Genomic DNA, 23,576 nt, shown 5'->3' with positions numbered 1-23,576 from the left:
GAACATGCCGTTCGGTCCGCGACGCAGCGGCTGATCGAGCTACACCTTCAGGGGCGCTCCGATTTTCGTGGCAATCTCCCGGCCCGCTATTGGCGCCGGGCAGATGCCTTGGTGCTCGCGCGCAATTGTACCTGCGAGAAGCCGTAGAATGGACATGGCGCCGGCCACACGAACACTTAACTGTGCCTGACATACAACCCATGATGGTAACCGTGAGGTTGGCATGCGGACGTTCGGACCCATTCCTTCTGCAAGGCGACGCGGGCGCGAGGGCGTGGCGGCGGTGGAGTTTGCGCTGGTGGGGCCGATCCTGGTCCTGCTGCTGATCGGCATCGTCGTCTATGGCGGCTGGTTTTTGATGGCCCAGTCGGTTCAGGCCCTGGCGTCGGAGGGAGCCAGGGCGGCGATCGGGGGGCTGGATCCAGTCGAGCGCGACGGTCTGGCGCGGCGCGAGGTCAGCGAGGCGGTGCGAGGCGTGGCGCTGAACCCCGATCACACGACCATCGAGGTGATGGAGGACGCCGGCCGCCTGCGGGTCGTCGTGGCCTATGACGCGAGCGACAGTCTGATCATGGCGCTGGGCGGAATGCTGCCGCGCCCGCCGTCTGTCATTCGGCGGTCGGCGGTCATCCATGTGGGCGACTATTGATGAGCGTCCGGGCGCCTTGTCTGCTTCTCCGGTTCGGCGCCGATCGGCGTGGGGCGGTGGCGGTGATCGCGGCGGTCGCGGGCGGTCTGTTGTGTCTGTTCACGGCGGCGGTGATCGACCTGGGCGTTCTGGTTCTGCACACGCGCCGGGTTCAGGGGGCGGCGGATCTCGCGGCGCTGTCGGCGGTGCGAAACCTGGCGCAGGGCGAGGGTGCGGTCTTGCGCGCGGCCCAGGCGACGGTCGAGGCCAATGTGGCGCCCGACGTCTCGGTCACGGTGGCGACGGCGCTGGGCGTCTATACCCCCGACCCGGCCAAGGCGCGCAATGACCGGTTCATGACGGGCGGCGTGAAGCCGAACGCCGCACGGGTCGAGGTCACCAGCCGCGCACCGATGTTCTTCACGCCGCTGTTGCTGGGCCGCGATCAGGTGCGGGTCACCCGCCGGGCCACGGCGACGACGGGCGGCGGGACGCCCAAGGCCATGATCTCGATCGGGTCGCGTCTGGCGCGACTGGACGGCGGCGTGGCCAATCAGGTGCTCGGCGGCCTGACCGGGTCCAAGGTCTCGCTCAGCGTCATGGACTATCGTCGTCTGATCGATCTGGACATCAATCTGCTGGGGTTTACCGACGCCCTGGCGAACGATCTGGGCGTCCAGGTCGGCGACTACGACCGGCTTCTGGCGACCCAGGTCGATGCCGGCCGTGCGCTGAGGGTGCTGGAGCGGGTGGCGGGCGGCCAGGACGGCGGGGCGCTGGGCAAGGTGGCCTCGGCCTCGGTCGGGACGAAGGTCAGGCTGGGCGATCTGATCGGGCTGGAGGCGCGCGCGCCGGACGGGATCCGCGAGGGGCTGGACGCCTCGGTGTCGGCCATGGATCTGGTCATGGCCATGCTGGAGGTCGGGGGCGGGGATCGACAGATCGCGCTGAACCAGGGCGTGCCGGCGGGGCTGGCGGATCTGAAGACCAGCCTGGCGATCGGCGAACGGCCCAATCGCTCCCCGTGGCTGACGGTGACGGCTGACGGCCAGCCGATCATCCGCACGGCCCAGGCGCGGCTCTATGTGCGGGCCAAGACCGCGCAATCCCTGTCGGGTCTGGCGCGGGTCGAACTGCCGATCCTGATCGAACTGGCGGCGTCCGAGGCGCGACTGAAGTCGCTGTCCTGCGATCCGACGCGCGCGGTCGAGGTCGATGTCCGGCCGGGCCTGGCGCGCGCATCGATCGGTGTGGTGGACGAGGCGAAGCTGGGCGATTTCAAGACCCCGCTGACGCCCCAGCGCGCGACCCTGCTGTCGGTCCTGGGCCTCGTCAGCATCACCGGTAAGGCCGATGTCGAGGCGGCGGACATCGGTTTCAGGCCGCTAAGGTTCGACGCGGGCGACATCGACAATCAGCGCACCAAGACCATGGCCTCGCGCAGCTTCGCCAGCGGGGCGGTCGCCAGCCTGCTGGCGCGACTGGACGTGGATGTGAACGTGATCGGCCTGGGCCTGGGGCTAGGCGACCTGACCAAGGCCCTGGGGCGGCTGCTGGAACCGCTGGGGCCGGTGCTGGACGGCGCGCTCAATCCCGTGCTGGACCTGTTGGGCCTGAAGCTGGGCGAGGCCGATGTGACGGTCCACGGCCTGTCCTGCCCCATGCTGGGGCGCGCGACCCCGCGTCTGGTCGGCTGACCCTTAGCCGCGGGCGGGACGCAGGCCTTCGGCCGAGGCCTGCTGCATGGCCGGACGCTTTTGACCGCCCGAGGCGATGATGCGGTCGATGCGGGCCTTTTCGGCGCGGAAGGCGGTCAGATCGGCGCCGGCCAGTTCGGTGCCTTCCTGGGTGCGCACGCCGGCGGGATTGATCCGCTGGCCGCCGCGCCACAGCTCATAGTGAAGGTGTGGGCCGGTGGAGGCGCCGGTCGAACCGACATAGGCGACGATTTGACCCTGGCTGACCCGCTGGCCGGCGCGGATGCCCGAGCCGTAGCGCGACAGGTGGCCGTAGCCGCTTTCCAGGCCGTTGTTGTGGCGGATGCGCAGCCAGTTGCCGTAGCCGCCCCAGCGGCGCGCCTCGACTACCACGCCATCGGCGGGAGCCACGACCGGCGTGCCGGTTCCGGCGGCGAAGTCGATGCCTTGGTGCATCTTCTTGTAGCCCGAGATCGGGTGGGTGCGGAAACCGAAGTTGGAAGACACGCGGCGGAAGCTCTGCAGCGGCGTGCGCATCATGGCGGAGCGCAGGTTCTTGCCGTTCGAATCGAAGAACTGGGCCTCCTTAGCGCCGGCGGGCTTGAAGCGATAGAAGGTCACGCCGCGCAGTTCGGCGTACATCAGGTCGCCCACGTCCACCGTGCGGCCGGCCTCGGTCACTTCACGGTCGAACACCATGGTGAACTCGTCGGAGGCGCGGATGTCGCGCTGCATGTCGAACTTGGTGGCGAACAGGCGGCTGGCCGAACGAACGATGGAGGCGGTGGCGCCCAGCTCACGCGCGCTGGCGGACAGGCTGCGCTCGACATCGCCCTTCAGGACGACGGTCTCGTGGGTGACTTTTTCTTCCAGCGAACGCAGGCGAAGGGCGCCGTCGAAGCTGCGCGATACGGTCAGTTGCGACGCCGGGCCGGTGCGCATGGTCAGGCCTATCAGGCGAGCGTCGCCCCGGCCGTTGCGCGGTTTGGCGATGGCGGTTTCGAACTTCAGTCCGGCGCGCAGATCGGCCAGATCGAAGGCGTTGGCCACGGTGGCGGCGACGGCGCTGGCTTCTTCGGGCGCGACGCCGGTGCGGCGCACGGCCTGCTCGAAGGTTTCGCCGCGGCGGATCTGGACGTTGACGGCCTCGGGCGCGGTCAGGCCGGCGGGCGCGTTGGCGGCGGCGAAGGCCTTGGCTTCCATGGCCGCCATCTGGGCCGAGGTCAGGGCGGGAACTTCTTCGGCCTGAGCGGGTTGATAGGCTCGACCAGCGAGCATCGCCACCGAGATTGCAGCTGCCGCCGTAAGCATGTGCGGCGCGAGCCGCATCGGCTGGCGGCGTGGGTCGAACTGAGCCATCGGTCCCCGTCGTATTGCGACGCCTTCGGCGCCAAAGCTTTACTCGTTCTCGAAGATCGCGCCGTATCGCCCGTGGCGCGAAGGCGGTCCTATACCGCGCTTGTCTCATTTTGGAAAGCAGACCGTTACAAACGGTTAACGTGCGTCAGACAAAGCTCGACGGTGCAGGGATCCCGACCGGTTGATTCGCCGTTATCTGGCCTAGCTTGACCGGCAGGAAGCGGGCGCCGACAACCGACCGTCACGCTTTGATCTTGTGCTGAGGACAAGGATGACCAAGGTGGGCGGCCCGCTGTTTCAATCACGCGATCGATCCGTTTGACCGACACACCGTCCAAGCCAAAGCCAAAGCCGCAGGCCAAGACCCGTCGCATCCTGCGCGCCGTCGCAGTCGGCGTTCTGATCCTGGCGCTGCTGATCGGCGTGGTGGCGGCCCTGATCTATCTCAATCGCCGCTCGGTGGCCCGCAATGTCCTCGTCGGCTGGCTGGACCAGCGCGGGATCCCGGCCGATGTCGAGGTGGAGCGGATCGAGATCGACGGCTTCGTCGGCCGCATCCGCATCGGCGATCCCGACAATCCGGATGTCGTGGTCGAGCGAGCCGAGGTCGACTACGCCGTCGCCCTGCCGTGGTCCAGGTCGGGCCTAGGCGTGACCCCCAGCCGCATCCGCCTACTGCGACCGGTCGTCCGGGCCAGCTGGAAGGGTGGAAAACTGTCGTTCGGCTCGCTTGACCCGCTGATCAAGGAGTTCACCGGCGGACCGCCGCGCCCGGATTCGCGCGGGCCCCTGGTCATCGTCGAGGGCGGCCGCGGGCGGTTGAATACGGAATACGGGCCGGTCGATCTGCTGGCTGACGCCCGGATTGACGACGGCAAGCTGATGCGGCTGGCGGCGCGCCTGCCGAAAGCCGCGCTGAAGAGCGGCGAAACGCAGGCCCAGGGCCTGACCGGACTTCTGGACCTGACCACGACCGGCGACCGGATGGCGATCAAACTGTCGGCCGCCGCCGACAGCTTCGCGACACCGGCGGCCCGAGGGCAGGGGGCTGCGCTGACGCTGAGCGGCGATCTGCCCTATCCGGATCTGAAGACGCGGCGCGGCGACGGCCGGGCGGTTCTGGACGCCCGCCTGGCGGGCGAGCGCCTGGGAACCTCAACGCTCAGCGCCCGCAGCGCCGATGTCGCCGCCCGGTTCGACGGCGTCGTCTCCGGCTGGATCGAAACCTTCCGGCTGGACGGCGAAGTCACGACCGCGCTGAAGGCGGCGGCCGTCGAGGGCGCGGACCTGCGCATCGCCGATGTCGCCGCGACGGCGACGCGGGGCAAGCTGACGATGTCGCGCGACGACGACGTGCGCTGGCGCATGCAGGGGCCGCTGGCCCTGACCGCCGGTTCGGGACGGACGGGTCAGACGACGATCGGCGGATTGTCGTTGACGTCGCGCGACCTGGCCTTGGGCGGCAAGGATGCGGCCTTCGAGGCGACAGGCCCTTTGAGCGCGACCTTCGACCGTTTCGGTTTCGGCGACCTGGCGCTGAAGCGCGGCCGCGCCGACCTGAATCTGGACGTGGTCAGCGACGGCGGAATTCAGATCGCGGCGAACGGATCGCTTCGCGCCGCGGACGGGGCCTGGCCCCTGTTCGGCGCGGTCGGCCCGGACGACATCGCCGAGCTGGCCGAGATGAAGCGCGCGCTGGGACGCTTCGCCCTGAACGCGCCCGCCATCCGCTTCGCCACGGGCGCGGCCGGCACGACCGTATCCCTGTCGCGTCCTGTCACCCTGACGCCCGCCAACGGCGGCGTCCTGACGGTGGCCCAGGGTCAGGGCGGCGCCTATCAGGCCGAGCCGGGGCGGCTGGGCGGCGGGGCGCTGACCCTGACCGCAACGCGCGGCAAGGGCCTGCCGGAACTGGCGGTCGCGGTCCCGAACTGGCGCCTGACCGAGGGCGGGTTCGAAGCGACGCTGGACGGTCGCGCCCGACTGGATTTCGATCTGGCGCGCGGCATCGACGCCCGGACGCGGGGCGTCCTGGCCCTGAACGCCGGCCGGCTGACCTATGCGACATCCGACTGCGTCGACCTGACCGTCGAGCGGCTGGAGCTGGACGAGAACGATGTCCATCAGGTCGCCGGCAAACTGTGTCCCCAGGGCGGTCCGCTATTGACGTCCAAGGACGGCGTCTGGCGCGTCGCGGGCGGTTTCGCCCAAGTCTCGGCCCAGGCGCCCTTCCTCGGTATGCGGTTCGCCGACGCCGCGGGCCGTGTCACCGTCGATGGGACCAAGGCGGGCATCGGTTTGACCGCCAATGTGGCCGCCGCCCGCGTCATCGACGCCCTGACGCCGGAACGGTTCGAACCGCTTTCGGCCACAGGATCTGCGACGCTAGCCAACGAACGCTGGAGCGGCGCCTTCGATCTGAAGGGCACGGGCGCGGCGGCCGCCTATGATCTTGGGCGCCTGACCTTGGCGCATGATGGCCGCAGCGGCTCGGGCGGCATCGTCATCACCGCCCCGAACGTGACCTTCGCCGAGCATGGGCTTCAGCCGGCGATGCTCAGCCCCTTGGCCGCCGACTTCCTGCAGTCGCCGGTCGAGGGCGCCGTCAGCTTCGACGGACGTTTCGACTGGACCAAGGACGCCGAACCGACCTCCAGCGGCCATCTGGTCACGCCGGGCCTGGATTTCGTCAGTCCGGCCGGGGCGGTGAAGGGCCTGCGCGGCGACATCGTCTTCAGCAGCCTGACGCCCCTGATCACCGCCCCGAACCAGAAGCTGACGGCCGACAGCCTGGCCGTCGGCACGGCGGTCACGGCGCTGGACGTGACCTTCTCGATCAATGAGGCGGGGGTGCTGATCGACGGCGCTCAGGTCGTGGCCGGCGGCGGGACCGTCTCGGTCGAGCCCTTCACCGTCCCGCTGGACGCCAGCCAGCCGTACAGCGGCGTGATCGTGCTGGACCGGGTGCAGCTGGGCGATATCGTCGCCGACACCGGCTTTGACGACAAGGTTGAGCTGGACGCCGTCGTCTCGGGCCGCCTGCCCTTCATCATGGACCCCAAGCGCGGGCTCAAGATCACCGCCGGCAAGCTGGAGGCCGTGCAGCCGGGCCGCCTGTCGATCAAGCGTGACGTCCTGACCGACGTCGCCGCCAGCGGCGGGGGCGGCGAGGTGTCCGAAAACGTCGTCGAGGACCTGGCCTATCAGGCGATGGAGAACCTGTCCTTCGATCAGCTCAGCGCCGATGTGAACAGCCTGGACGGCGGGCGTCTGGCGGTCCTGTTCCACATCCGCGGCCGCCACGATCCGCCCAAGCGCCAAGAGCTTCGGCTGACGATCGGCGAACTGATCAGCCGCCAGTTCCTGAACCGCAAACTGCCGTTGCCGTCCAACACCCAGATCGACCTGACGCTGGACACGACCCTGAACGCCAACCAGCTGATCTCGGATCTGCTGGCCGTCAATCGCGCCCGCCAGGGTCAGCAGGAGGCGACGCCCGCGCCCGTCCCGGCGCCCAACGCCACGCCCATTCCGGCGCCTGCCGATTGAACTTCACCATTCAGCGCGCGTTCATTGGACGGCGTGCTATTAGAGACATCACCCTCGGCCGAACCGGAGCCCACGTCATGATCCACAAGCGCCAACTGGCCGGCCTCGGGTTCGGAGCCGTCGTCGTCGCTCTCGCGGCCTGCGCCCCGACCATCCGTCTTGAGGTCGCGCCGATCCAGATCTACGCCAAGCTGGACGCCGACGTGCGCGTTCGTCTGGACCAGGAGCTGCAGCAGCTGTTGCAGCAGAACCCCAACCTCTTCTGATTTCCCGCTTCTCTCTGAAAGGGACAGGCTGACATGACCTTCCGCAAACTCTTCGTCATCGGCGCCGCCGTTGCGGCTCTGGGCGTCGCGGGCGCCGCCCTCGCTCAGACCAGCGCCCAGAAGGCGCAGATCGACCAGGCCAAGGCCGCCGGCACCGTGGGTGAGCAGGCCGACGGTTATCTGGGCTTCCGCACCCCGACCTCGGACGCCAGCCTGCGCGCCGCCGTGGATGCCACCAACTCCGGCCGCCGCGCCGCCTACGCCCGCAGCGCCGCCGACGCCGGCACCTCGGCCGATGTCGCCGGGGCCCGGATGTTCGAGGCCCAGCTGCTGCCCCGCATCTCCTCGGGCCAATGGTACCGCAACGCCCAGGGTCAGTGGGTCCAGCGCTAAGGCAAAAAAGACCGTCACCCTCGGGCTTTTCCCGAGGGTCCACGGCGGGTCAGGCACGATCTGCGAGGCCTCAAGCCTTCTCGGACAGCCCACCTATCCTATTGTGCGAAAAGAAACGCGGCCTTTTCAGTTCATTAGTCCGCTGGATCGTCATCTTCCTTCGCGCGACCCCAGACCGGATTATGATGCCGGCCCGGTCTTTGAAATCGCCATCCGCACGACTTGGACTCGTTGGGCTGTTTTTCGGAGTCCAACTTCACTGAGCGTATTGCACTTTCTTGTATGGGTGCAATTAGACGCCAAGTTTTATTCCAACAAAAACAATATTCTGACGTGAGATTGCACGCATTGCACTGTTTTTCGTCGAGGTGCAGTTCCGCCGCCGTCGCCCGATCAGGCCGCCGCGCGTCGATCCAGCAGCGCGGGCAGCAACAGCCCCTCCGCCAAAGCCCTGACCACCGGGACGGCGACTGCATCGCCCATCAGCTTCAGCGCCGCACTTTCGCTCGACGGCAGGCGATAGTCGTCAGACACGCCCATCAACCGCGCGGCCTCGCGCCCGGTCAGCCGCCGAACCCGCGCCAAGCCCCGATCGCACACCACCACATATTGACGCGACGAGCCGCCGGCCGGCGTCCTCAGGCATCCCGCCAGGCCATCGAACCGGATTTCCAGCCGCTGGACCTTATGGCCGTTCTCGGTCCGCACCCGGCGATAGGCGGCGCCGACGCAGCGCTGGCCCGAGGCCAGGGCCGACGCGATCCGGGCGCGGTGCAGCGGCGCGGCCAGGGCCAGGGCCAGGATAGCGTCCGCATCATCCAGCCAACAGACGGCGTCGTCGGGCTCCAGCATGGCCGCCAGGTCCAGATTGCGCTGCGGCGGCGCAGGCAGCGACCACCAGGCCCAGGCCGCCTTGACCGCCTCGGGCAGCCGTGCGTGGGCGGCGACCAGACGCGCTGAATGGAAGGGCTGGGTCGGACCGGCCGCGCGCGGCGCTTCGCCCTGAATGGCCACCACGAACAGACGCGGGCGCGACTGGGGCAGCCAGTGAGCGGCGTCCATCTCCAGCGCGCCGACCGTATAGCCTGCCTCGACCATCGCCGTGCAGACGGCCGCGAAATCCAGCCCCTGACCAGAAGTCAGCAGGCCGATGACGTTCTCCAGCACGATCACGCGCGGGCCGCGTCCCCGGGCCGCCAGACCCTGCATCAATCGCCAGAAGCCCCAAAAGGCGCCCGATCGCCCAGCCTCCAGCCCGCCGCGCGCGCCCGCCAGGCTGACGTCCTGACAGGGCGACGAAGCCCAGGCCATGTCGGGCCGTCCCGGCAGATCGTCGATGGTCAGGGTCCAGATATCGCCCTGACGAAACGGGGTATGTGGATGATTGGCCGTGAAGGCGCGCGCTTTGGCCCCGTCCATGTCGTTGGCGAAGACGGTGTCGATGCCGGCGGCGGACAGTCCCAAACCCGCCAGGCCGCCCCCGGCGAAGAACTCGAATGCGGTGGGGCGAATCGACATGGAGCCAGCATAACCCAGCCGCGCCCCTTGACCGAGGGCGGCGGGGACCTCACCTGCGCCCGAACCAAAAGGAGCCGTCATGCGCCTCATTCCGCTCGCCGCTGCCCCGTTCGCCATTGCCCTCGTCGGCCTCTCGCTCGGCGCCTGTTACGACCGCGAGGACTCCAAGCCCAAGCCGGCGCCGCAGCCTCAGGCCGCCGTGACCCTGGGCGGCGTCGATCTGGGTCAGCCGGTGCGGGCGCTGGGGACCGAACCCTTCTGGGGCGTGGAGATCACGCCGGACGCCCTGATCTACACCCGCGTCGATCAGCCGACCCAGCGCGCGCCGAACCATGGCGCGACGGTTCAGGGCACGGTCGCGACCTTCGCCAGCTCGACCAATCTGAACAAGGCGCTGAACGTCGTGCTGATTGCCACCGAATGTTCGGACGGCATGAGCGACCGCACCTATCCGCTGACGGCCAAGGTCGAGATCGGCGACGACGAGCTGACCGGCTGCGCCGCGCCCGCGTCGATGCTGACCACCCAGCCCGCGCCCTAGCGCGTGATCGTTTCGGATTGGGACGCAACGCGGCCCCGTCCGAAGCGTGAATCATGCGCTCAAAGAGAGCGTCACCACCATTCGGCGTCGCGCAGCATCCGGGCGTAGCGGCGGCTGACCGGCGCCGACAGGCCGCCGTCCAGCGTCAGGGTCGCGCGGCCGTCGCCGCGTTCGACGGCGCGCACCGCCTCGCGCGCCACCCACCAGCTGCGGTGCGTCTGGGCGCCCTCCAGCCCCTCCAGTTCCTCCACCGCGTCCGACAGCCGCATCAGGATCAGGTCCGATCCCCGGTCGGTGTGGATGCGCAGATAATGGTCCTCGGCCTGCACCGCCCGGATCGTCGCGCCTTTCAGCTTGATCGGCAGACGGTCCAGAAACCGCACCGGGCGAGCCGCTGTCTCGGGCGGCGCCGCATGGGTCTGGACCGGCACGCCCCGCCCCAGAAAGACGTTCAACGTCGTCACCGCCGCCGTGATGACCACGACGGGCACGACCAGTTCCGGCAGCACCGCCAGCGGATAGAGCCTCTGGGCGAAGAACAGGCCCGTCGCCGCCCAGACCAGCACGCACAGCGGCCCGGTGATGATCACGACCATGACCGCAATGCTCAGCCACGGCCGCTCGTCCGAATCCAGAAATCGGCTGACCAGCACCCCGCACAGATGCCCCCACAGTCCGCCCAGCACCATCACCAGCACCCAATAGGCCAGCCGGACGGGCAGCGACGCGCCTGCGCTGCCGAAGGCGCCGGTCACCGCCAGAAAGACGCCTGCCAGAACGGCGACGATGAGACCGCGCAAGAAGGTGCGGCGGCGGTCGGCGGCAGGGGCGGTCATCTGGGCTTTCGCAGTCGGAAGATCGCGCCTTGAAACCACGATTTTCGGCCGGGCGAAAGCCGGGCGCGCGACGGCGCCCCGGCGTGACCGATCAGCCCTGGCGCGGGGTCATTCCCGCCACGGCGCGGAAACCGGCCGCCGCGAACCGGACCATATAGTCGCCGGCCGTCTCCAGATCGCCGGATCGCGCCCGCCCGTTCGACAGCCGGTCCAGGCGCCCCGTCTCGCCCAGCGTCAGGGTCAGGGCGCCCGACAGATTGTGATAGCCCCAGTACAGATCGACCTCGCTGGCGTCCGGCAGCACCTTGGCGATCAGCTCGATCAGCCGGTGGATGGCCGGGTCGAAATAGCGCGCCATGGTCTCGCCGCCGAAACTGGGGTTGGCGTTGGTCTGGGCCACCAGGGCGGAATAGTGTTTCCAGCCCGGCCCGCCCTTCAGCGACCATTCGAACGGCGGCCGCAGGAAGGCCTCCAACAGGCCCTCCAGAGTCATGTCGTCGCCCGCCGTCTCGGCATAGCGATCAATGGCGGCTACGCGGTCGTCGTTCCAGACCTCGGCTCGGCGCAGGAAGACGGCGTCGAACAGCTCGCGCTTGGCTCCGAAATAGTAGTGGACCAGGGCCGTATCGACGCCCGCCTCGCGCGCCACCTCGCGGATGGTGACGCCGTAGAATCCGTGTTTGGAAAACAGGTCTTCGGCCGCATCCAGGATCAGATCGCGCGTCTCGCCCGCCGCCTTGGCTTCGGTCTTGGGCGGCCGGCCGCGCCGCGCCGGGGCGGCGCCCGCCGCCTTGCGGCGCGCGGCGGCGACAGGGCGGGGAAGGGGGGCGGCGGCGTCCGGCTTTCTCATCCGGCAAGGCTAGGCGCACGATCGCGACGGTGCAACGGCGCCACGGTCTGGGAACCAAGTGACGCTGCGTCAGTCCAGTGTTTGACAGACGGCCGAAACCGGGTAGGTTCCGTGAAAATCATTGAACGCTGAATAAAAGCGTCCATCGGGCTGGAAACGACAAAGGGGTCTAGGATCATGAATCGTCATGTGAAGTGCGCGCTGCTGGCCGGCGCGGCGTGGGGCGTGCTTGCGGGGGCCACGTTCGCCCAGGACGCGGAGGCGACCGCTCAGGCCGCGAACGCCCAGGACGCCGCCACCGTCGACGACATCGTCGTCACCGCGCGCCGCCGCGCGGAAAGCCTGCAGGATGTGCCGGTTGCCGTGACCGCCGTCACCGGCGAACAGCTTGAGGCGCGCGGCGCCCTGGACATCACCGAACTGGCGCGCTCGACGCCCAGCCTGACGCTGAACGCCGCGCGGGGCTCGAACTCGACCCTCATCTCCTTCATTCGCGGCGTGGGCCAGCAGGATCCGCTGTGGGGCTTCGATCCCGGCGTCGGCCTGTATATCGACGACGTCTATGTGGCCCGTCCGCAGGCCGCCGTTCTGGACATCTTCGACGTGGAGCGGGTCGAGGTGCTGCGCGGTCCGCAAGGCACGCTTTACGGCCGCAACACCATCGGCGGCGCCATCAAATATGTGACCAGCCGCATCAATGCGGACGAGCCGGAGGGACGCCTGCGCGCCTCCTACGGCAGCTATAACCAGCGCGACGTGATCGCCAGCGCCCAACTGCCCTTCAGCGACGAGTTCAAGGTCTCGGCCGCCCTGGCCCGCTATCTGCGCGACGGCTACGGCAAAAACCTGAACACCGGCAACGAACACTACAACAAGGACGTGACCGCCTTCCGCGCCAGCGCGGAATGGAGCCCGACCGACAGCCTGTTCTTCCGTCTGGCTGGCGATCTGGTGAACGACGACTCCAACGCGCGCCACGGTCACCGCGAGTTCGCCCCGTCGCCTGCCGATGTCTATGACACCAACGCCGGCGCCGGCGACAAGAACCGCGTCCAGACGCGCGGCGTGTCGCTGACCGGCGAGTGGGAGATGAGCGACATGCTCACCTTCAAGTCGATCACCGCCTATCGCGAAGGCCTGACGCGCGGCAACATCGACTTCGACAACCTGCCCCAGCCCATTCTCGACATCCCCGCCGCCTATGACGACGACCAGTTCAGCCAGGAGTTTCAGGTTCTGGTCAGCGCGGGCCGCCTGAACGGCGTCGCCGGCGTCTTCTATATGGACGCCAACGCCTCGGGGGCCTTCGACACCGTCGTGGGTCTGGCCAATCTGACGACCCTGACCTCGGGTTCGGTGGCGACCAAGAGCTACGCCGCCTTCGCCGACTTCTCGTATGACTTCACCGACGCCCTGTCGGTCTCGGTCGGCGGACGCTTCACCAAGGACGAGAAGGAAGGCACCGTCTTCCGTCAGCAGTATCTGGGCATTCGCAGCCCCTATTTCGGCAACAACGCCGCCGTGCCGCTGGGCGCGCCGCGCACCAACTACACTCGCACGCGCGAGTTCGAGAAGTTCACCCCGCGCGTCTCGGTCAACTACAAGTTCGGCCCCGATCTGACGGCCTACGCCTCGTGGGGCGAGGGCTTCAAATCGGGCGGCTTCGACATGCGCGGCGATGCGGTCCTGTATCCCGCCACCGTCAATGGCTATGCCCCGGAAACGGTCGAAACCTACGAGATCGGGCTGAAGGGTTCGCTGCTGGATCGTCGCCTGACCTTCGCCACCGCGATCTTCGATTCCAGCTACGAGAACCAGCAGATCACGACCCAATATCCGGCCGGCGCGACCGTCGCCTCGGTGGTGGACAATGTCGGCTCCTCCTCGATCCGCGGTTGGGAGTTCGAAGGCCGCCTGCGCGCCACCGACGCCCTGACGTTCAACGCCTCGCTGAGCTACATCGACGCCAAGTTCGACCAGTTCCTGGCCTATATCCCGACGGCCTCGGGCAATACGTCCTGCCCGACCCTGCCGGGCTGCGTCGTCGACGTGTCCTCGCAGCGCGACTTCCAGAACACGCCGGAATGGACCGGATCGATCTCGGCCAACTACAACTGGGTCATGGAGAATGGCTCGTCGATCGCCTTCATCCCGTCGGTCGCTTACCGCGGCGCCTATCAGCAGTTCGAAACGCCTGCGCCGCTGCTCGATCAGGACGCCTACTGGATGTATGACGCCAGCATCGTCTGGACCTCGTCCGACGACCGCCTGACCTTCGGCGTCCACGGCAAGAACCTGGGCGACGAACGCTATCGCGTCGGCGGCTACACCTTCCCGGGCGCCCTGACCGGCAACTCGATTATCGGCTTCTACGGTCCGCCGCGCACCGTCACGGCGACCCTGGGTCTGAAGTTCTGATCCACATCCATAACGCCTGACGACGAGGGGCGGCGGTCTCCGGGCCGCCGCCCTTTTTCGCTTCGTGCGGCCTATTTTGCACAGGCCGGACTTGCGGCTAGGCTCGCCGCAACGAACAACAAGACGCCGAGGGGAAACGCCGATGACGACGGAGACGCTGACGGTCCAGGAGGCGCGGCCCGCGCGGCCTGAGCGGCCCGGCTACCGCTACTATGTGCTGGCGGTTCTGATCCTGATCTACATGCTGAACTTCCTGGATCGCCAGATCATCGGCATCCTGGCCGCGCCGCTGAAGGAAGAGTTCGGCATGTCCGACAGCCAGTTCGGCCTGTTGGGCGGCATCGCCTTCGCCTCGGTCTATTCGACACTGGCCATTCCCCTGGCCTGGCTGGCGGACCGGTTCAGCCGGGTCTGGATCATGACCGGCGCCCTGGCCGTCTGGTCGGGCTTCACCGCCCTGTGCGGCATGGCGGGGTCGTTCGGCCAGCTGTTCCTGTGCCGGATGGGCGTGGGCATCGGCGAGGCGGGCGGCGTGGCTCCGGCCTATTCACTGATCGCCGACTATTTCCCGCCGCATCAGCGCGCGCGGGCCATGGCGGCCTTCGCCTTCGGCATTCCGCTGGGCATGGCGGCGGGGACCCTGGTCGGCGGCCTGCTGGCGGCGACCTATGGCTGGCGCACCGCCTTCATTGTGGTCGGCCTGCTGGGCGTGCTGGTCGCGCCGCTGCTGCGGCTGACGGTGCGGGATCCCAGGCGCGGCGGCACAGACGCCATTAAGACCGAAGCCCAGGTCGCGGCTCTGGCCTCGGCTCCTGTCGGCACGGACCGGGCCGGCAAGATCGCCGCCCAGATCATGCTGGGCCTCGGCGCCGGCCTGCTGATCCTCGGCGCCTTGAGCTGGCTGATGGGTATGTCGCTCGGCAATCCGCTGGTGCTCGCTTTCGGCGGCCTGCTGGCGGTGGTGATCGGCATATCGCTGATGATCGCGCGTCGCACCTCCTCGGTGGTGATCAAGAAGCCCAGCTTCTGGCTGCTGGGTCTGGGCGCCGCCTCGTCGTCGGTGTGCGGCTATGGCGTCGCCGGCTGGCTGCCGTTGTTCTTCATGCGCAGCTTCGACCTGACCCTGAAACAGACCAGCATCTATTATTCCGGCATCGCCCTGATCGGCGGCATCCTGGGCATCTGGCTGGGCGGCATGATCGCCGACAAGCTGTCCAAGAAGGGCAAGGGCGCCTATCCGCTAACGCCCGCCATCGCCTTCCTGATCTCGGCGCCCTGCTTCATCCTGGCGATGAACTCGCCCTGGCTGATCGGCCTTGTTCTGCCCGGCGGCGGCAGCCACGTTCAGCAGCTGACCCTGGCCTTCCTGATCTTCCTGTTGCCGACCGGATTGAACCTGGCCTGGCTGGGCCCGATCACGGCGGCGGTCCAGCATCTGGTGCCGGCGGCCATGCGCTCGACGGCCTCGGCCCTGTTCCTGCTGCTGAACAATCTGCTCGGGATCGCGGTCGGCTTCTACTATTTCGGCTGGATGAGCGACCTGCTGGCCCCGCGCTTCGGCGAGGAAAGCCTGCGCTGGGCCATCTACACCGGCATGGGCTTCTATGTGCTCGCCGCGATCCTGCTGATCGGGGCGTCGCGCACCCTCAAGAAGGACTGGGTCGACTAAAGGGGGCCTGTGGACGGTTGCACCTGCGAAGGGGTGGGGCCTATAAGCCCCGCAACTCTCCCAGCAGCGGTTGCGACGGTCCCCCATGAACATTCACGAATATCAGGCCAAGCAGGTCCTCAAAGGCTTCGGCGCTCCGGTCGCGCAAGGCGTCGCGGTGACGTCGGTCGATCAGGTCGAGGCGGCCGCCAAGTCGCTGCCCGGTCCGCTCTATGTCGTGAAGTCGCAGATCCACGCCGGCGGCCGCGGCAAGGGCAAGTTCAAGGAACTGCCGGCCGACGCCAAGGGCGGCGTTCGCCTGGCCTTCTCGGTCGAGGAAGCCGTCGCCCACGCCAAGGAAATGCTGGGCAACACCCTGGTCACCGCCCAAACGGGCGACGCCGGCAAGCAGGTCAACCGCCTCTACATCGAGGACGGCGCCGACATCGAGCGTGAACTGTACTGCTCGCTGCTGGTCGATCGCGCCTATGGCCGCATCGCCTTCGTCGTCTCGACCGAAGGCGGCATGGACATCGAAACCGTCGCCCACGACACGCCCGAGAAGATCCAGAACATCGTCATCGACCCGAACGCGGGCGTGACCGACGCCGACGTCGCCGCCATCACCGCCGCCTACGGCCTGACGGGCGCCGCGGCCGAAGACGCCAAGTCGCTGTTCCCCGCGCTGTATAAGGCCTTCGTCGAGAAGGACATGGACATGCTGGAGGTGAACCCCCTGATCGTGATGAAGGACGGCCATCTGCGCGTTCTGGACGCCAAGGTCAGCTTCGACGGCAACGCCCTGTTCCGCCACGACGACATCAAGGAACTGCGCGACGAAACCGAAGAAGACGCCAAGGAAATCGAAGCGTCCAAGTGGGACCTCGCCTACGTCTCGCTGGACGGAAACATCGGCTGCATGGTCAATGGCGCCGGTCTGGCCATGGCGACGATGGACATCATCAAGCTGTACGGCAAGGAGCCGGCCAACTTCTGCGACGTCGGCGGCGGCGCCGGCAAGGAGAAGGTCGCGGCGGCCTTCAAGATCATCACCGCCGACCCGAACGTCCAGGGCATCCTGGTCAACATCTTCGGCGGCATCATGAAGTGCGACGTCATCGCCGAGGGCGTGGTCGCGGCCGTGAAGGAAGTGGGCCTGAAGGTGCCGCTGGTGGTGCGTCTGGAAGGCACCAACGCCGAACTGGGCAAGAAAATCCTGAACGAGTCGGGTCTGACCATCCAGGCCGCCGACGACCTCGACGACGCCGCCCAGAAGATCGTCGCGGCGGTCGGCTAAGGCTTCGGCCTTACTCGCCACCGCCCCGCTGACACATCGAATTCAGAGCACAGACCCATGTCCATTCTCGTCGACAAGAACACCAAGATCATCGTCCAGGGCCTGACCGGCAAGACCGGCGGCTTCCACACCGAACAGGCCCTGGCCTATCACGGCACACAGATGGTCGCCGGCGTGCATCCCTCCAAGGGCGGCACGAACTGGACCGGATCGCACGGTGAGAGCCTGCCGATCTACGCCTCGGTCGCCGAAGCCAAGGACGCCACGGGCGCCGACGCCTCGGTGATCTACGTCCCGCCGTCGGGCGCGGCCGCCGCGATCATCGAAGCCATCGACGCCGAAATCCCCTTCATCACCTGCATCACCGAGGGCATCCCGGTGATGGACATGGTCAAGGTCAAGCGTTGTCTGGAAGGCTCCAAGTCGCGCCTGCTGGGCCCGAACTGCCCCGGCATCCTGACGCCGGACGAGTGCAAGATCGGCATCATGCCGGGCAACATCTTCAAGAAGGGCTCGGTCGGCATCGTGTCGCGTTCGGGCACCCTGACCTATGAAGCCGTGTTCCAGACCACCAATGAAGGCCTGGGCCAGACCACGGCCGTCGGCATCGGCGGCGACCCGGTCAAGGGCACCGAGTTCATCGACGTGCTGGAGCTGTTCCTGGCCGACGAGGAAACCACCTCGATCATCATGATCGGCGAAATCGGCGGCGGCGCGGAAGAAGACGCCGCCCAGTTCCTGATCGACGAAGCCAAGAAGGGCCGCAAGAAGCCGATGGCCGGTTTCATCGCGGGCCGTACCGCTCCGAAGGGCCGCACCATGGGCCACGCCGGCGCGGTCGTCTCGGGCGGCAAGGGCGATGCGGAATCCAAGATCGCGGCGATGGAAGCCGCCGGCATCCGCATGTCGGAATCGCCCGCGCGCCTCGGCAAGACCCTGGTCGAAGTTCTGAAGGGCTGAGGCTTCCAAGTGCGTGCTACGCGCGGGCGCTACGCTCGCCGCGCGGCGCCTCGCTGCTTGAGCGCCTTTTCGGCATCAAAAATGCCGTGTGACGCATCGATGAACGCCCTCGGCTCAGGCCGGGGGCGTTTTTTCTTGGGCCTGCGACCAATTTCCTACCAAATTGCCCCGTTTCGGTCATGACCCGTCAGGAAACGACGCCTATATGACGGGCGCGCCCCTCACGGAGATGTGTCCGTCGGGGCCCAGGGATTGCGAAACGATGGCGGACGATGCCGGTCGGCTGAACCAGGTCTTTGCCGAGACCTCATTCCTCTACGGGTCCAATGCGGCCTACGTCGAGGAGCTTCAGGAGAAGTGGGCGAAAGACCCCGGCTCCGTTTCCGCCGAATGGAAAGCCTTTTTCGACCAGCTGCGCGACAACGCCGCGCTGGTGACGGCTTCGGCCGGCGCCGGCAGCTGGGGTCGCGGCGTGGCGACCGAACCCACAGAGGAGACCGGCGTCTTCGACGGTCGTTGGCCGGCGCCGAAGCCCGATCCCAAAAAGGCCGGCGCTGCGCCGGCTGCTGCTGCGCCCAAGGCCGCGTCCGCCGACGTCTCGGCCGATGCGATCCGCGCCGCCGCCCACGACTCCATCCGCGCCCTGATGCTGATCCGCAGCTATCGCGTGCGCGGGCACCTGCAGGCCAAACTGGACCCGCTGGGCATCGAACAGCCGGTCGAGAACCCCGAGCTGACGCCCGAGTTTTACGGCTTCACCGGCGCCGATCTGGACCGTCCGATCTTCCTGGACGGCGTGCTTGGTCTTCAGACCGGCACGATCCGCGAAGCGCTGGAGATCCTGAAACGCACCTATTGCGGCAATATCGGCATCCAGTTCATGCACATTGCTGAACCGGAAGAGAAATCCTGGCTGCAGCAGCGGTTCGAGGGTGCCGACAAGTTCGAGCAGAACGCCTTCTCCAAGGAAGGCAAGCTGGCCATCCTGTCCAAGCTGGTCGAGGCCGAAGGCTTCGAACGCTTCCTGCACAAGCGTTTCCCCGGCACCAAGCGGTTCGGTCTGGACGGCGGCGAGGCCATGGTCCCGGCGCTGGAGCAGGTCATCAAGCGCGGCGGTTCGCTGGGCGTCGACGAGGTCGTGCTGGGCATGGCCCACCGCGGCCGCCTGAACGTGCTCGCCGCCGTGATGGGCAAGCCCTACAAGGTCATCTTCCACGAGTTCCAGGGCGGCTCGGCCGTGCCGAGCGACATCGAGGGCTCGGGCGACGTCAAATATCACATGGGCGCCTCGTCGAACCGCGAGTTCGACGGCAACCACGTCCACCTGTCGCTGACCGCCAACCCGTCCCACCTCGAGATCGTCAACCCGGTCGTGCTGGGCAAGGCCCGCGCCAAACAGGCGTTCGACATTCGCGAGGCCAACGAGGGCGTGCCCGAGGGGCAGTGGGCGCTGGACCGTTCCAAGGTCGTGCCGCTGCTGATCCACGGCGACGCCGCCTTCGCCGGCCAGGGCGTGGTTGCGGAATGCTTCGCCCTGATGGGGCTGAAGGGCTATCGCACCGGCGGCACGCTGCACTTCGTCATCAACAACCAGATCGGCTTCACCACCAGCCCGCGCAACTCGCGCTCGTCGCCCTATCCGTCGGATGTGGCCCTGATGGTCCAGGCGCCGATCTTCCACGTCAACGGCGACGATCCCGAGGCCGTCGTCTTCGCCGCCAAGGTGGCCACCGAATACCGCCAGAAGTTCCACAAGGACGTGGTGGTGGACATGTTCTGCTACCGCCGCTTCGGCCACAACGAAGGCGACGACCCCACCTTCACCCAACCGCTGATGTATTCGAAGATCCGCGCCCAGCCCTCGACCCGCGAACTGTATTCGCAGCGTCTGGTGGCCGAAGGCGTGATCAGCCAGGCCGAGGTGGACGCCGAGGTCGAGCGGTTCGAAAAATTCCTCGACGAGCAGTTCGAGGCCGGCAAGACCTGGTCCGCCGAGAAGGCCGACTGGCTGGACGGCCAGTGGCAGGGCTTCCAGTCGCCCAAGGACGAGCTGCGCGGCGACACCGCCGTGCCGCTGGCCAAGCTGACCGACCTGGGCCACCGCCTGACCACGATCCCCAACAGCGTCGACATGCACAAGACGCTGAAGCGCGTCATCGACGGTCGCCGCGAAGCCGTCACCTCGGGCCAGGGCCTGGACTGGGCTACGGCCGAGAGCCTGGCCTTCGCCTCGCTGGTCGATGAAGGTTTCCCGATCCGTCTGTCGGGTCAGGATTCGGTGCGCGGCACCTTCTCGCAGCGTCACTCGGGCATCATCGATCAGACGACCGAAGAGCGCTACATCCCGCTGAACAACCTGCGCGAAGGCCAGGCCAATTTCGAGGTCATCGACTCGGCCCTGTCCGAAGAGGCGGTGCTGGGCTTCGAGTACGGCTACTCGCTGGCCGACCCCAATACGCTGGTCATGTGGGAAGCCCAGTTCGGCGACTTCGTGAACGGCGCCCAGGTGGTGATCGACCAGTTCATCAGCTCTGGCGAACGCAAGTGGCTGCGTATGAGCGGCCTGACCATGCTGCTGCCGCACGGCTATGAAGGCCAGGGACCCGAACACTCCTCGGCCCGTCTTGAGCGCTTCCTGCAACAGTGCGCCGAAGACAATATGCAGGTCGCCAACTGCACCACCCCGGCCAACTACTTCCACATCCTGCGTCGCCAGATGCACCGGCCGTTCCGCAAGCCGCTGATCCTGATGACGCCAAAGTCGCTGCTGCGTCACAAGAAGGCGGTCTCGTCCATGGCGGACCTGGCGGAGGGCTCGGCCTTCCACCGCGTCCTGCACGACGACGCCCAGACGCGGCCCGAGATCGCCGGCATCACGATCAAGGCGGACAAGGACATCCGCCGCGTCATCCTGTGTTCGGGCAAGGTCTATTACGACCTGTTGGACGCGCGCGAGAAGAAGGCCAAGGACGGCCAGGCCGTGGACGACGTCTATATCCTGCGTCTGGAGCAGTTCTATCCGTGGCCGATCCAGTCGCTGCGGAAGGAACTGGCGCGCTTCCCCAACGCCGAACTGGTCTGGTGCCAGGAAGAGCCGAAGAACATGGGTGGCTGGACCTTCGTGGATCCGTGGCTGGAGCTGACGCTGGACAAGCTGGACGTGAAGGCCAAGCGCGCCCGCTACGTCGGCCGTCCCGGCTCGGCCTCGACCGCCGCCGGTCTGATGAGCCGGCACCTGAAGGAACTCGAAGCCTTCACGACCGAAGCCTTCGCCTGATACACGTATAAAAGACCGACTAGAGACGAGCTGGACCTGACATGGCCGACATCCTGACCCCCGCCCTCGGTGAATCCGTCACCGAAGCCACCATCGCGAAGTGGACCAAGAAGGTCGGCGACCCGGTCAAGAAGGACGAACTGCTGGTTGAGCTGGAGACCGACAAGGTCTCGCTGGAGGTCGTCTCGCCCGCCGACGGCGTGCTGGGCGACATCAAGGCGGCCGAGGGCGACAATGTCGTTCCCGGAACGGTCCTGGGTTCGGTGACGGAAGGCGCGTCCGCCGCCGCCGCTCCGGCCGCTGCGCCTGCAAAAGCCGCCAAGGCTGACGCCAAGGCCGCGCCGGCCGCCGCTGCTCCGGCCGCCGCCGCTGCTCCGGCCGCCGCCGCTGCTCCGGCCGCCGCCGCTGCTCCGGCCGCCGCCGCTGCGATCGACATCACCGTGCCGGTCATGGGCGAGAGCGTCGCCGAGGGCTCGATGGGCAAGTGGGTCAAGAAGAACGGCGACACGGTCAAGAAGGACGAACTGCTGGTCGAGATCGAAACCGACAAGGTCGCGGTCGAGGTGTCGGCTCCGGCTGACGGCGTTCTGACCATCGCCGCCGACGAAGGCGCGACCGTCACGCCGGGCCAGAAGATCGGCTCAATCTCAGGGTCGGGCTCGGGTTCGGGCGCCGCCGCCTCGGCTCCCGCCGCAGCCGCTCCGGCGCCTGCCGCCGCCCCGGCCAACACCGGCTCGGCCCAGGTCTCGGCCGCCAAGAACGAAACCCTGTCGCCCGCCGTCCAGCGCGTGGTCGGCGAGAACAATCTGGATCCCAAGGCCATCAATGCCACGGGACCGAAGGGCAATATCACCAAGGCTGACGCCATCGCCGCCATCGGCCAGGCCTCGGCTCCGGCCCCTGCCGCCGCCGCTGCGTCCGCCGCGCCGCGCGCCGACCAACCGCGCGAAGAGCGGGTGAAGATGACGCGCCTGCGTCAGACCATCGCCCGTCGCCTCAAGGAATCGCAGAACACGGCCGCCCAGCTGACCACCTTCAACGAGGTGGACATGACCAACGTCATGGCCTTGCGCGCCCAGTACAAGGACGTGTTCGAAAAGCGCCACGGCGTGAAGCTGGGCTTCATGTCCTTCTTCACCAAGGCCGTCGTCGCGGCCCTGCATGAGATCCCGGCCGTTAACGCCGAGATCGACGGCACCGACATCATCTACAAGAACCACTACGACATCGGCGTCGCCGTCGGCACCGACAAGGGTCTTGTGGTTCCGGTCCTGCGCGACGCTGACACCCTGTCGCTCGCCGGCATCGAAAAGGGCATCGGCGCCCTGGGCAAGGCCGCGCGTGATGGCTCGCTGACCATGGATCAGATGCAGGGCGGCACCTTCACCATCACCAACGGCGGCACCTATGGCTCGCTGATGTCGACGCCGATCCTGAACGCGCCGCAGTCGGGCATCCTGGGCATGCACAACATCGTCCAGCGCCCGATGGCCATCAACGGCGAGGTCAAGATCCGCCCGATGATGTATCTGGCCCTCAGCTACGATCACCGCATCGTCGACGGCAAGGAAGCCGTGACCTTCCTGGTCCGGGTCAAGGAACTGCTGGAAGATCCGGCGCGGGCCCTGCTGGACCTCTGATTTCCTAGAAGGCGGCGCTGATCTCGCCGCCTTTTTCCTTGCTGCGAGGCGCGACCATGCTGACCCTCTACGCCGCGACCGGATCCTGCAGCCGGGCCAGCCATATTGCGCTGGAAGAGTCGGGGCTCGCCTATGAGGTGCGGTTGGTCGACTTCGCCAAGGCCGAGCAACGTGAGCCGGCCTATCTGGCGATCAATCCCAAGGGGCGCGTTCCTGCGCTCGCGACCGATCAGGGCGTCCTGACCGAAAGCCCGGCCATTCTGGCGCACATCGCCGCCCTGTCTTCGCCCGGCCTATTGGCGCCGACCGATTCCTTCGCCTTTGCGCGGATGCAGTCGTTCAACCTCTATCTGGCCACCACCGTCCACGTCGCCCACGCCCATGGTCGCCGCGCCGCGCGCTGGAGCGACGACGCCGCCGCCCAGGCGTCGATGGCGGCCAAGGTCACGCAGAACATGCGCGACGGCTTTGCGTTGATCGAGGCGGACCTGACCGGCGAATGGGCGATGGGCGACGCCTATACGGTCGCGGACCCCTATCTGTTCACCTTCGCCGGCTGGCTGGAAATCGATGGCGTGGACATCGCGGAGTTTCCTCGCGTCCAGGCGCATTTCGAGCGCATGAAGGCGCGTCCGGCGGTCCAGAACGCCTTGGCCGCCAAAGCTTAGCGGGCGCGCTCGCAGACCAACGGTTGTGTCT

17 protein-coding genes are annotated in these 23,576 nt (G+C 67.5%); 13 read left to right on the top strand and 4 right to left on the bottom strand.

From position 1 onward, the window contains the following. Window positions 1-223: 223 nt before the first annotated feature. Window positions 224-649, top strand: a complete 426-nt coding sequence (locus tag ABIC32_RS04815) for a TadE/TadG family type IV pilus assembly protein (protein ID WP_354072708.1) — start codon at window positions 224-226, stop codon at window positions 647-649. Further along, window positions 649-2,325 (top strand): TadG family pilus assembly protein, encoded by a 1,677-nt coding sequence (locus tag ABIC32_RS04810; RefSeq protein ID WP_354072706.1) that lies wholly within the window; start codon window positions 649-651, stop codon window positions 2,323-2,325. Before ABIC32_RS04815 ends, ABIC32_RS04810 begins: the two co-directional genes overlap by 1 nt. Window positions 2,326-2,328: 3 nt before the next feature. Here the strand turns inward: ABIC32_RS04810 and ABIC32_RS04805 are convergent, their stop codons facing one another. Next, on the bottom strand, window positions 2,329-3,684 hold the full coding sequence (locus ABIC32_RS04805; protein WP_055754622.1) for a M23 family metallopeptidase: 1,356 nt from the start codon (window positions 3,682-3,684) through the stop codon (window positions 2,329-2,331). A 318-nt stretch (window positions 3,685-4,002) separates the two neighbouring features. Between ABIC32_RS04805 and ABIC32_RS04800 the strand changes: the two genes are divergently transcribed. The 3 genes from ABIC32_RS04800 (at window position 4,003) to ABIC32_RS04790 (ending at window position 7,892) form a co-directional block, all read left to right on the top strand. Continuing rightward, window positions 4,003-7,233, top strand: coding sequence for an intermembrane phospholipid transport protein YdbH family protein (locus ABIC32_RS04800; RefSeq protein ID WP_354072705.1), 3,231 nt, complete (start codon window positions 4,003-4,005; stop codon window positions 7,231-7,233). Window positions 7,234-7,310: 77 nt separating this feature from the next. Continuing rightward, window positions 7,311-7,499: a YnbE family lipoprotein gene (locus ABIC32_RS04795; RefSeq protein ID WP_055754620.1), complete on the top strand. Its 189-nt coding sequence runs from the start codon at window positions 7,311-7,313 to the stop codon at window positions 7,497-7,499. A gap of 33 nt (window positions 7,500-7,532) precedes the next feature. Continuing rightward, window positions 7,533-7,892, top strand: coding sequence for a DUF1318 domain-containing protein (locus ABIC32_RS04790; RefSeq protein WP_112862893.1), 360 nt, complete (start codon window positions 7,533-7,535; stop codon window positions 7,890-7,892). Between the two features lie 393 nt (window positions 7,893-8,285). Here the strand turns inward: ABIC32_RS04790 and ABIC32_RS04785 are convergent, their stop codons facing one another. Continuing rightward, on the bottom strand, window positions 8,286-9,410 hold the full coding sequence (locus tag ABIC32_RS04785; protein WP_354072949.1) for a DNA cytosine methyltransferase: 1,125 nt from the start codon (window positions 9,408-9,410) through the stop codon (window positions 8,286-8,288). Window positions 9,411-9,489: 79 nt separating this feature from the next. Between ABIC32_RS04785 and ABIC32_RS04780 the strand changes: the two genes are divergently transcribed. Continuing rightward, window positions 9,490-9,951: a COG3650 family protein gene (locus ABIC32_RS04780; RefSeq protein ID WP_354072703.1), complete on the top strand. Its 462-nt coding sequence runs from the start codon at window positions 9,490-9,492 to the stop codon at window positions 9,949-9,951. A 71-nt stretch (window positions 9,952-10,022) separates the two neighbouring features. Here the strand turns inward: ABIC32_RS04780 and ABIC32_RS04775 are convergent, their stop codons facing one another. Both ABIC32_RS04775 and ABIC32_RS04770 read right to left on the bottom strand, forming a co-directional pair. After that, entirely contained in the window at window positions 10,023-10,787 is a 765-nt protein-coding gene (locus ABIC32_RS04775; RefSeq protein WP_354072701.1) for a LytTR family DNA-binding domain-containing protein, read from the bottom strand. Between the two features lie 91 nt (window positions 10,788-10,878). Continuing rightward, window positions 10,879-11,637 carry a TetR/AcrR family transcriptional regulator gene (locus ABIC32_RS04770; protein WP_354072699.1) on the bottom strand — a complete coding sequence of 253 codons (759 nt, stop codon included), beginning with the start codon at window positions 11,635-11,637 and terminating at the stop codon, window positions 10,879-10,881. 177 nt (window positions 11,638-11,814) lie between these two features. Between ABIC32_RS04770 and ABIC32_RS04765 the strand changes: the two genes are divergently transcribed. From ABIC32_RS04765 to ABIC32_RS04735, 7 genes are all read left to right on the top strand, one after another. Continuing rightward, window positions 11,815-14,055 (top strand): TonB-dependent receptor, encoded by a 2,241-nt coding sequence (locus tag ABIC32_RS04765; RefSeq protein ID WP_354072697.1) that lies wholly within the window; start codon window positions 11,815-11,817, stop codon window positions 14,053-14,055. Window positions 14,056-14,197: 142 nt separating this feature from the next. Continuing rightward, on the top strand, window positions 14,198-15,724 hold the full coding sequence (locus tag ABIC32_RS04760) for a spinster family MFS transporter (protein WP_354072695.1): 1,527 nt from the start codon (window positions 14,198-14,200) through the stop codon (window positions 15,722-15,724). An 85-nt stretch (window positions 15,725-15,809) separates the two neighbouring features. Beyond that, the gene (sucC, locus tag ABIC32_RS04755; RefSeq protein WP_354072693.1) at window positions 15,810-17,000 is read left to right on the top strand and encodes an ADP-forming succinate--CoA ligase subunit beta; all 1,191 of its coding nucleotides are present in this window, start codon (window positions 15,810-15,812) and stop codon (window positions 16,998-17,000) included. A 57-nt stretch (window positions 17,001-17,057) separates the two neighbouring features. Beyond that, window positions 17,058-17,960, top strand: a complete 903-nt coding sequence (gene sucD / locus ABIC32_RS04750; RefSeq protein WP_354072691.1) for a succinate--CoA ligase subunit alpha — start codon at window positions 17,058-17,060, stop codon at window positions 17,958-17,960. A gap of 262 nt (window positions 17,961-18,222) precedes the next feature. Next, a complete protein-coding gene (locus ABIC32_RS04745) occupies window positions 18,223-21,237 on the top strand; it encodes a 2-oxoglutarate dehydrogenase E1 component (RefSeq protein ID WP_354072689.1) in 3,015 nt (1,004 codons plus the stop codon). A gap of 41 nt (window positions 21,238-21,278) precedes the next feature. Then, window positions 21,279-22,877: a 2-oxoglutarate dehydrogenase complex dihydrolipoyllysine-residue succinyltransferase gene (odhB, locus tag ABIC32_RS04740; protein ID WP_354072687.1), complete on the top strand. Its 1,599-nt coding sequence runs from the start codon at window positions 21,279-21,281 to the stop codon at window positions 22,875-22,877. Window positions 22,878-22,933: 56 nt separating this feature from the next. Then, window positions 22,934-23,545 (top strand): glutathione S-transferase family protein, encoded by a 612-nt coding sequence (locus tag ABIC32_RS04735; RefSeq protein WP_354072685.1) that lies wholly within the window; start codon window positions 22,934-22,936, stop codon window positions 23,543-23,545. Window positions 23,546-23,576: the final 31 nt, after the last annotated feature.

The sequence above is a fragment of the Brevundimonas sp. 1080 genome (assembly GCF_040545985.1).
Lineage (GTDB): Bacteria > Pseudomonadota > Alphaproteobacteria > Caulobacterales > Caulobacteraceae > Brevundimonas.
The sequence above is the reverse complement of the archived record's forward strand: the minus strand, read 5'-3'. Positions and strand labels throughout refer to the sequence as shown.

Excerpts from the sequence above, each read along its gene's own strand:
- ABIC32_RS04765 (WP_354072697.1), top strand. The coding sequence starts at position 11,815 with ATGAATCGTCATGTGAAGTGCGCGCTGCTGGCCGGCGCGGCGTGGGGC.
- ABIC32_RS04780 (WP_354072703.1), top strand. The coding sequence starts at position 9,490 with ATGCGCCTCATTCCGCTCGCCGCTGCCCCGTTCGCCATTGCCCTCGTC.
- ABIC32_RS04785 (WP_354072949.1), bottom strand. The coding sequence starts at position 9,410 with ATGTCGATTCGCCCCACCGCATTCGAGTTCTTCGCCGGGGGCGGCCTG.
- ABIC32_RS04795 (WP_055754620.1), top strand. The coding sequence starts at position 7,311 with ATGATCCACAAGCGCCAACTGGCCGGCCTCGGGTTCGGAGCCGTCGTC.
- ABIC32_RS04805 (WP_055754622.1), bottom strand. The coding sequence starts at position 3,684 with ATGGCTCAGTTCGACCCACGCCGCCAGCCGATGCGGCTCGCGCCGCAC.
- ABIC32_RS04810 (WP_354072706.1), top strand. The coding sequence starts at position 649 with ATGAGCGTCCGGGCGCCTTGTCTGCTTCTCCGGTTCGGCGCCGATCGG.
- ABIC32_RS04815 (WP_354072708.1), top strand. The coding sequence starts at position 224 with ATGCGGACGTTCGGACCCATTCCTTCTGCAAGGCGACGCGGGCGCGAG.
- sucC (WP_354072693.1), top strand. The coding sequence starts at position 15,810 with ATGAACATTCACGAATATCAGGCCAAGCAGGTCCTCAAAGGCTTCGGC.
- ABIC32_RS04775 (WP_354072701.1), bottom strand. The coding sequence starts at position 10,787 with ATGACCGCCCCTGCCGCCGACCGCCGCCGCACCTTCTTGCGCGGTCTC.
- ABIC32_RS04735 (WP_354072685.1), top strand. The coding sequence starts at position 22,934 with ATGCTGACCCTCTACGCCGCGACCGGATCCTGCAGCCGGGCCAGCCAT.
- ABIC32_RS04760 (WP_354072695.1), top strand. The coding sequence starts at position 14,198 with ATGACGACGGAGACGCTGACGGTCCAGGAGGCGCGGCCCGCGCGGCCT.
- ABIC32_RS04745 (WP_354072689.1), top strand. The coding sequence starts at position 18,223 with ATGGCGGACGATGCCGGTCGGCTGAACCAGGTCTTTGCCGAGACCTCA.
- odhB (WP_354072687.1), top strand. The coding sequence starts at position 21,279 with ATGGCCGACATCCTGACCCCCGCCCTCGGTGAATCCGTCACCGAAGCC.
- sucD (WP_354072691.1), top strand. The coding sequence starts at position 17,058 with ATGTCCATTCTCGTCGACAAGAACACCAAGATCATCGTCCAGGGCCTG.
- ABIC32_RS04770 (WP_354072699.1), bottom strand. The coding sequence starts at position 11,637 with ATGAGAAAGCCGGACGCCGCCGCCCCCCTTCCCCGCCCTGTCGCCGCC.
- ABIC32_RS04790 (WP_112862893.1), top strand. The coding sequence starts at position 7,533 with ATGACCTTCCGCAAACTCTTCGTCATCGGCGCCGCCGTTGCGGCTCTG.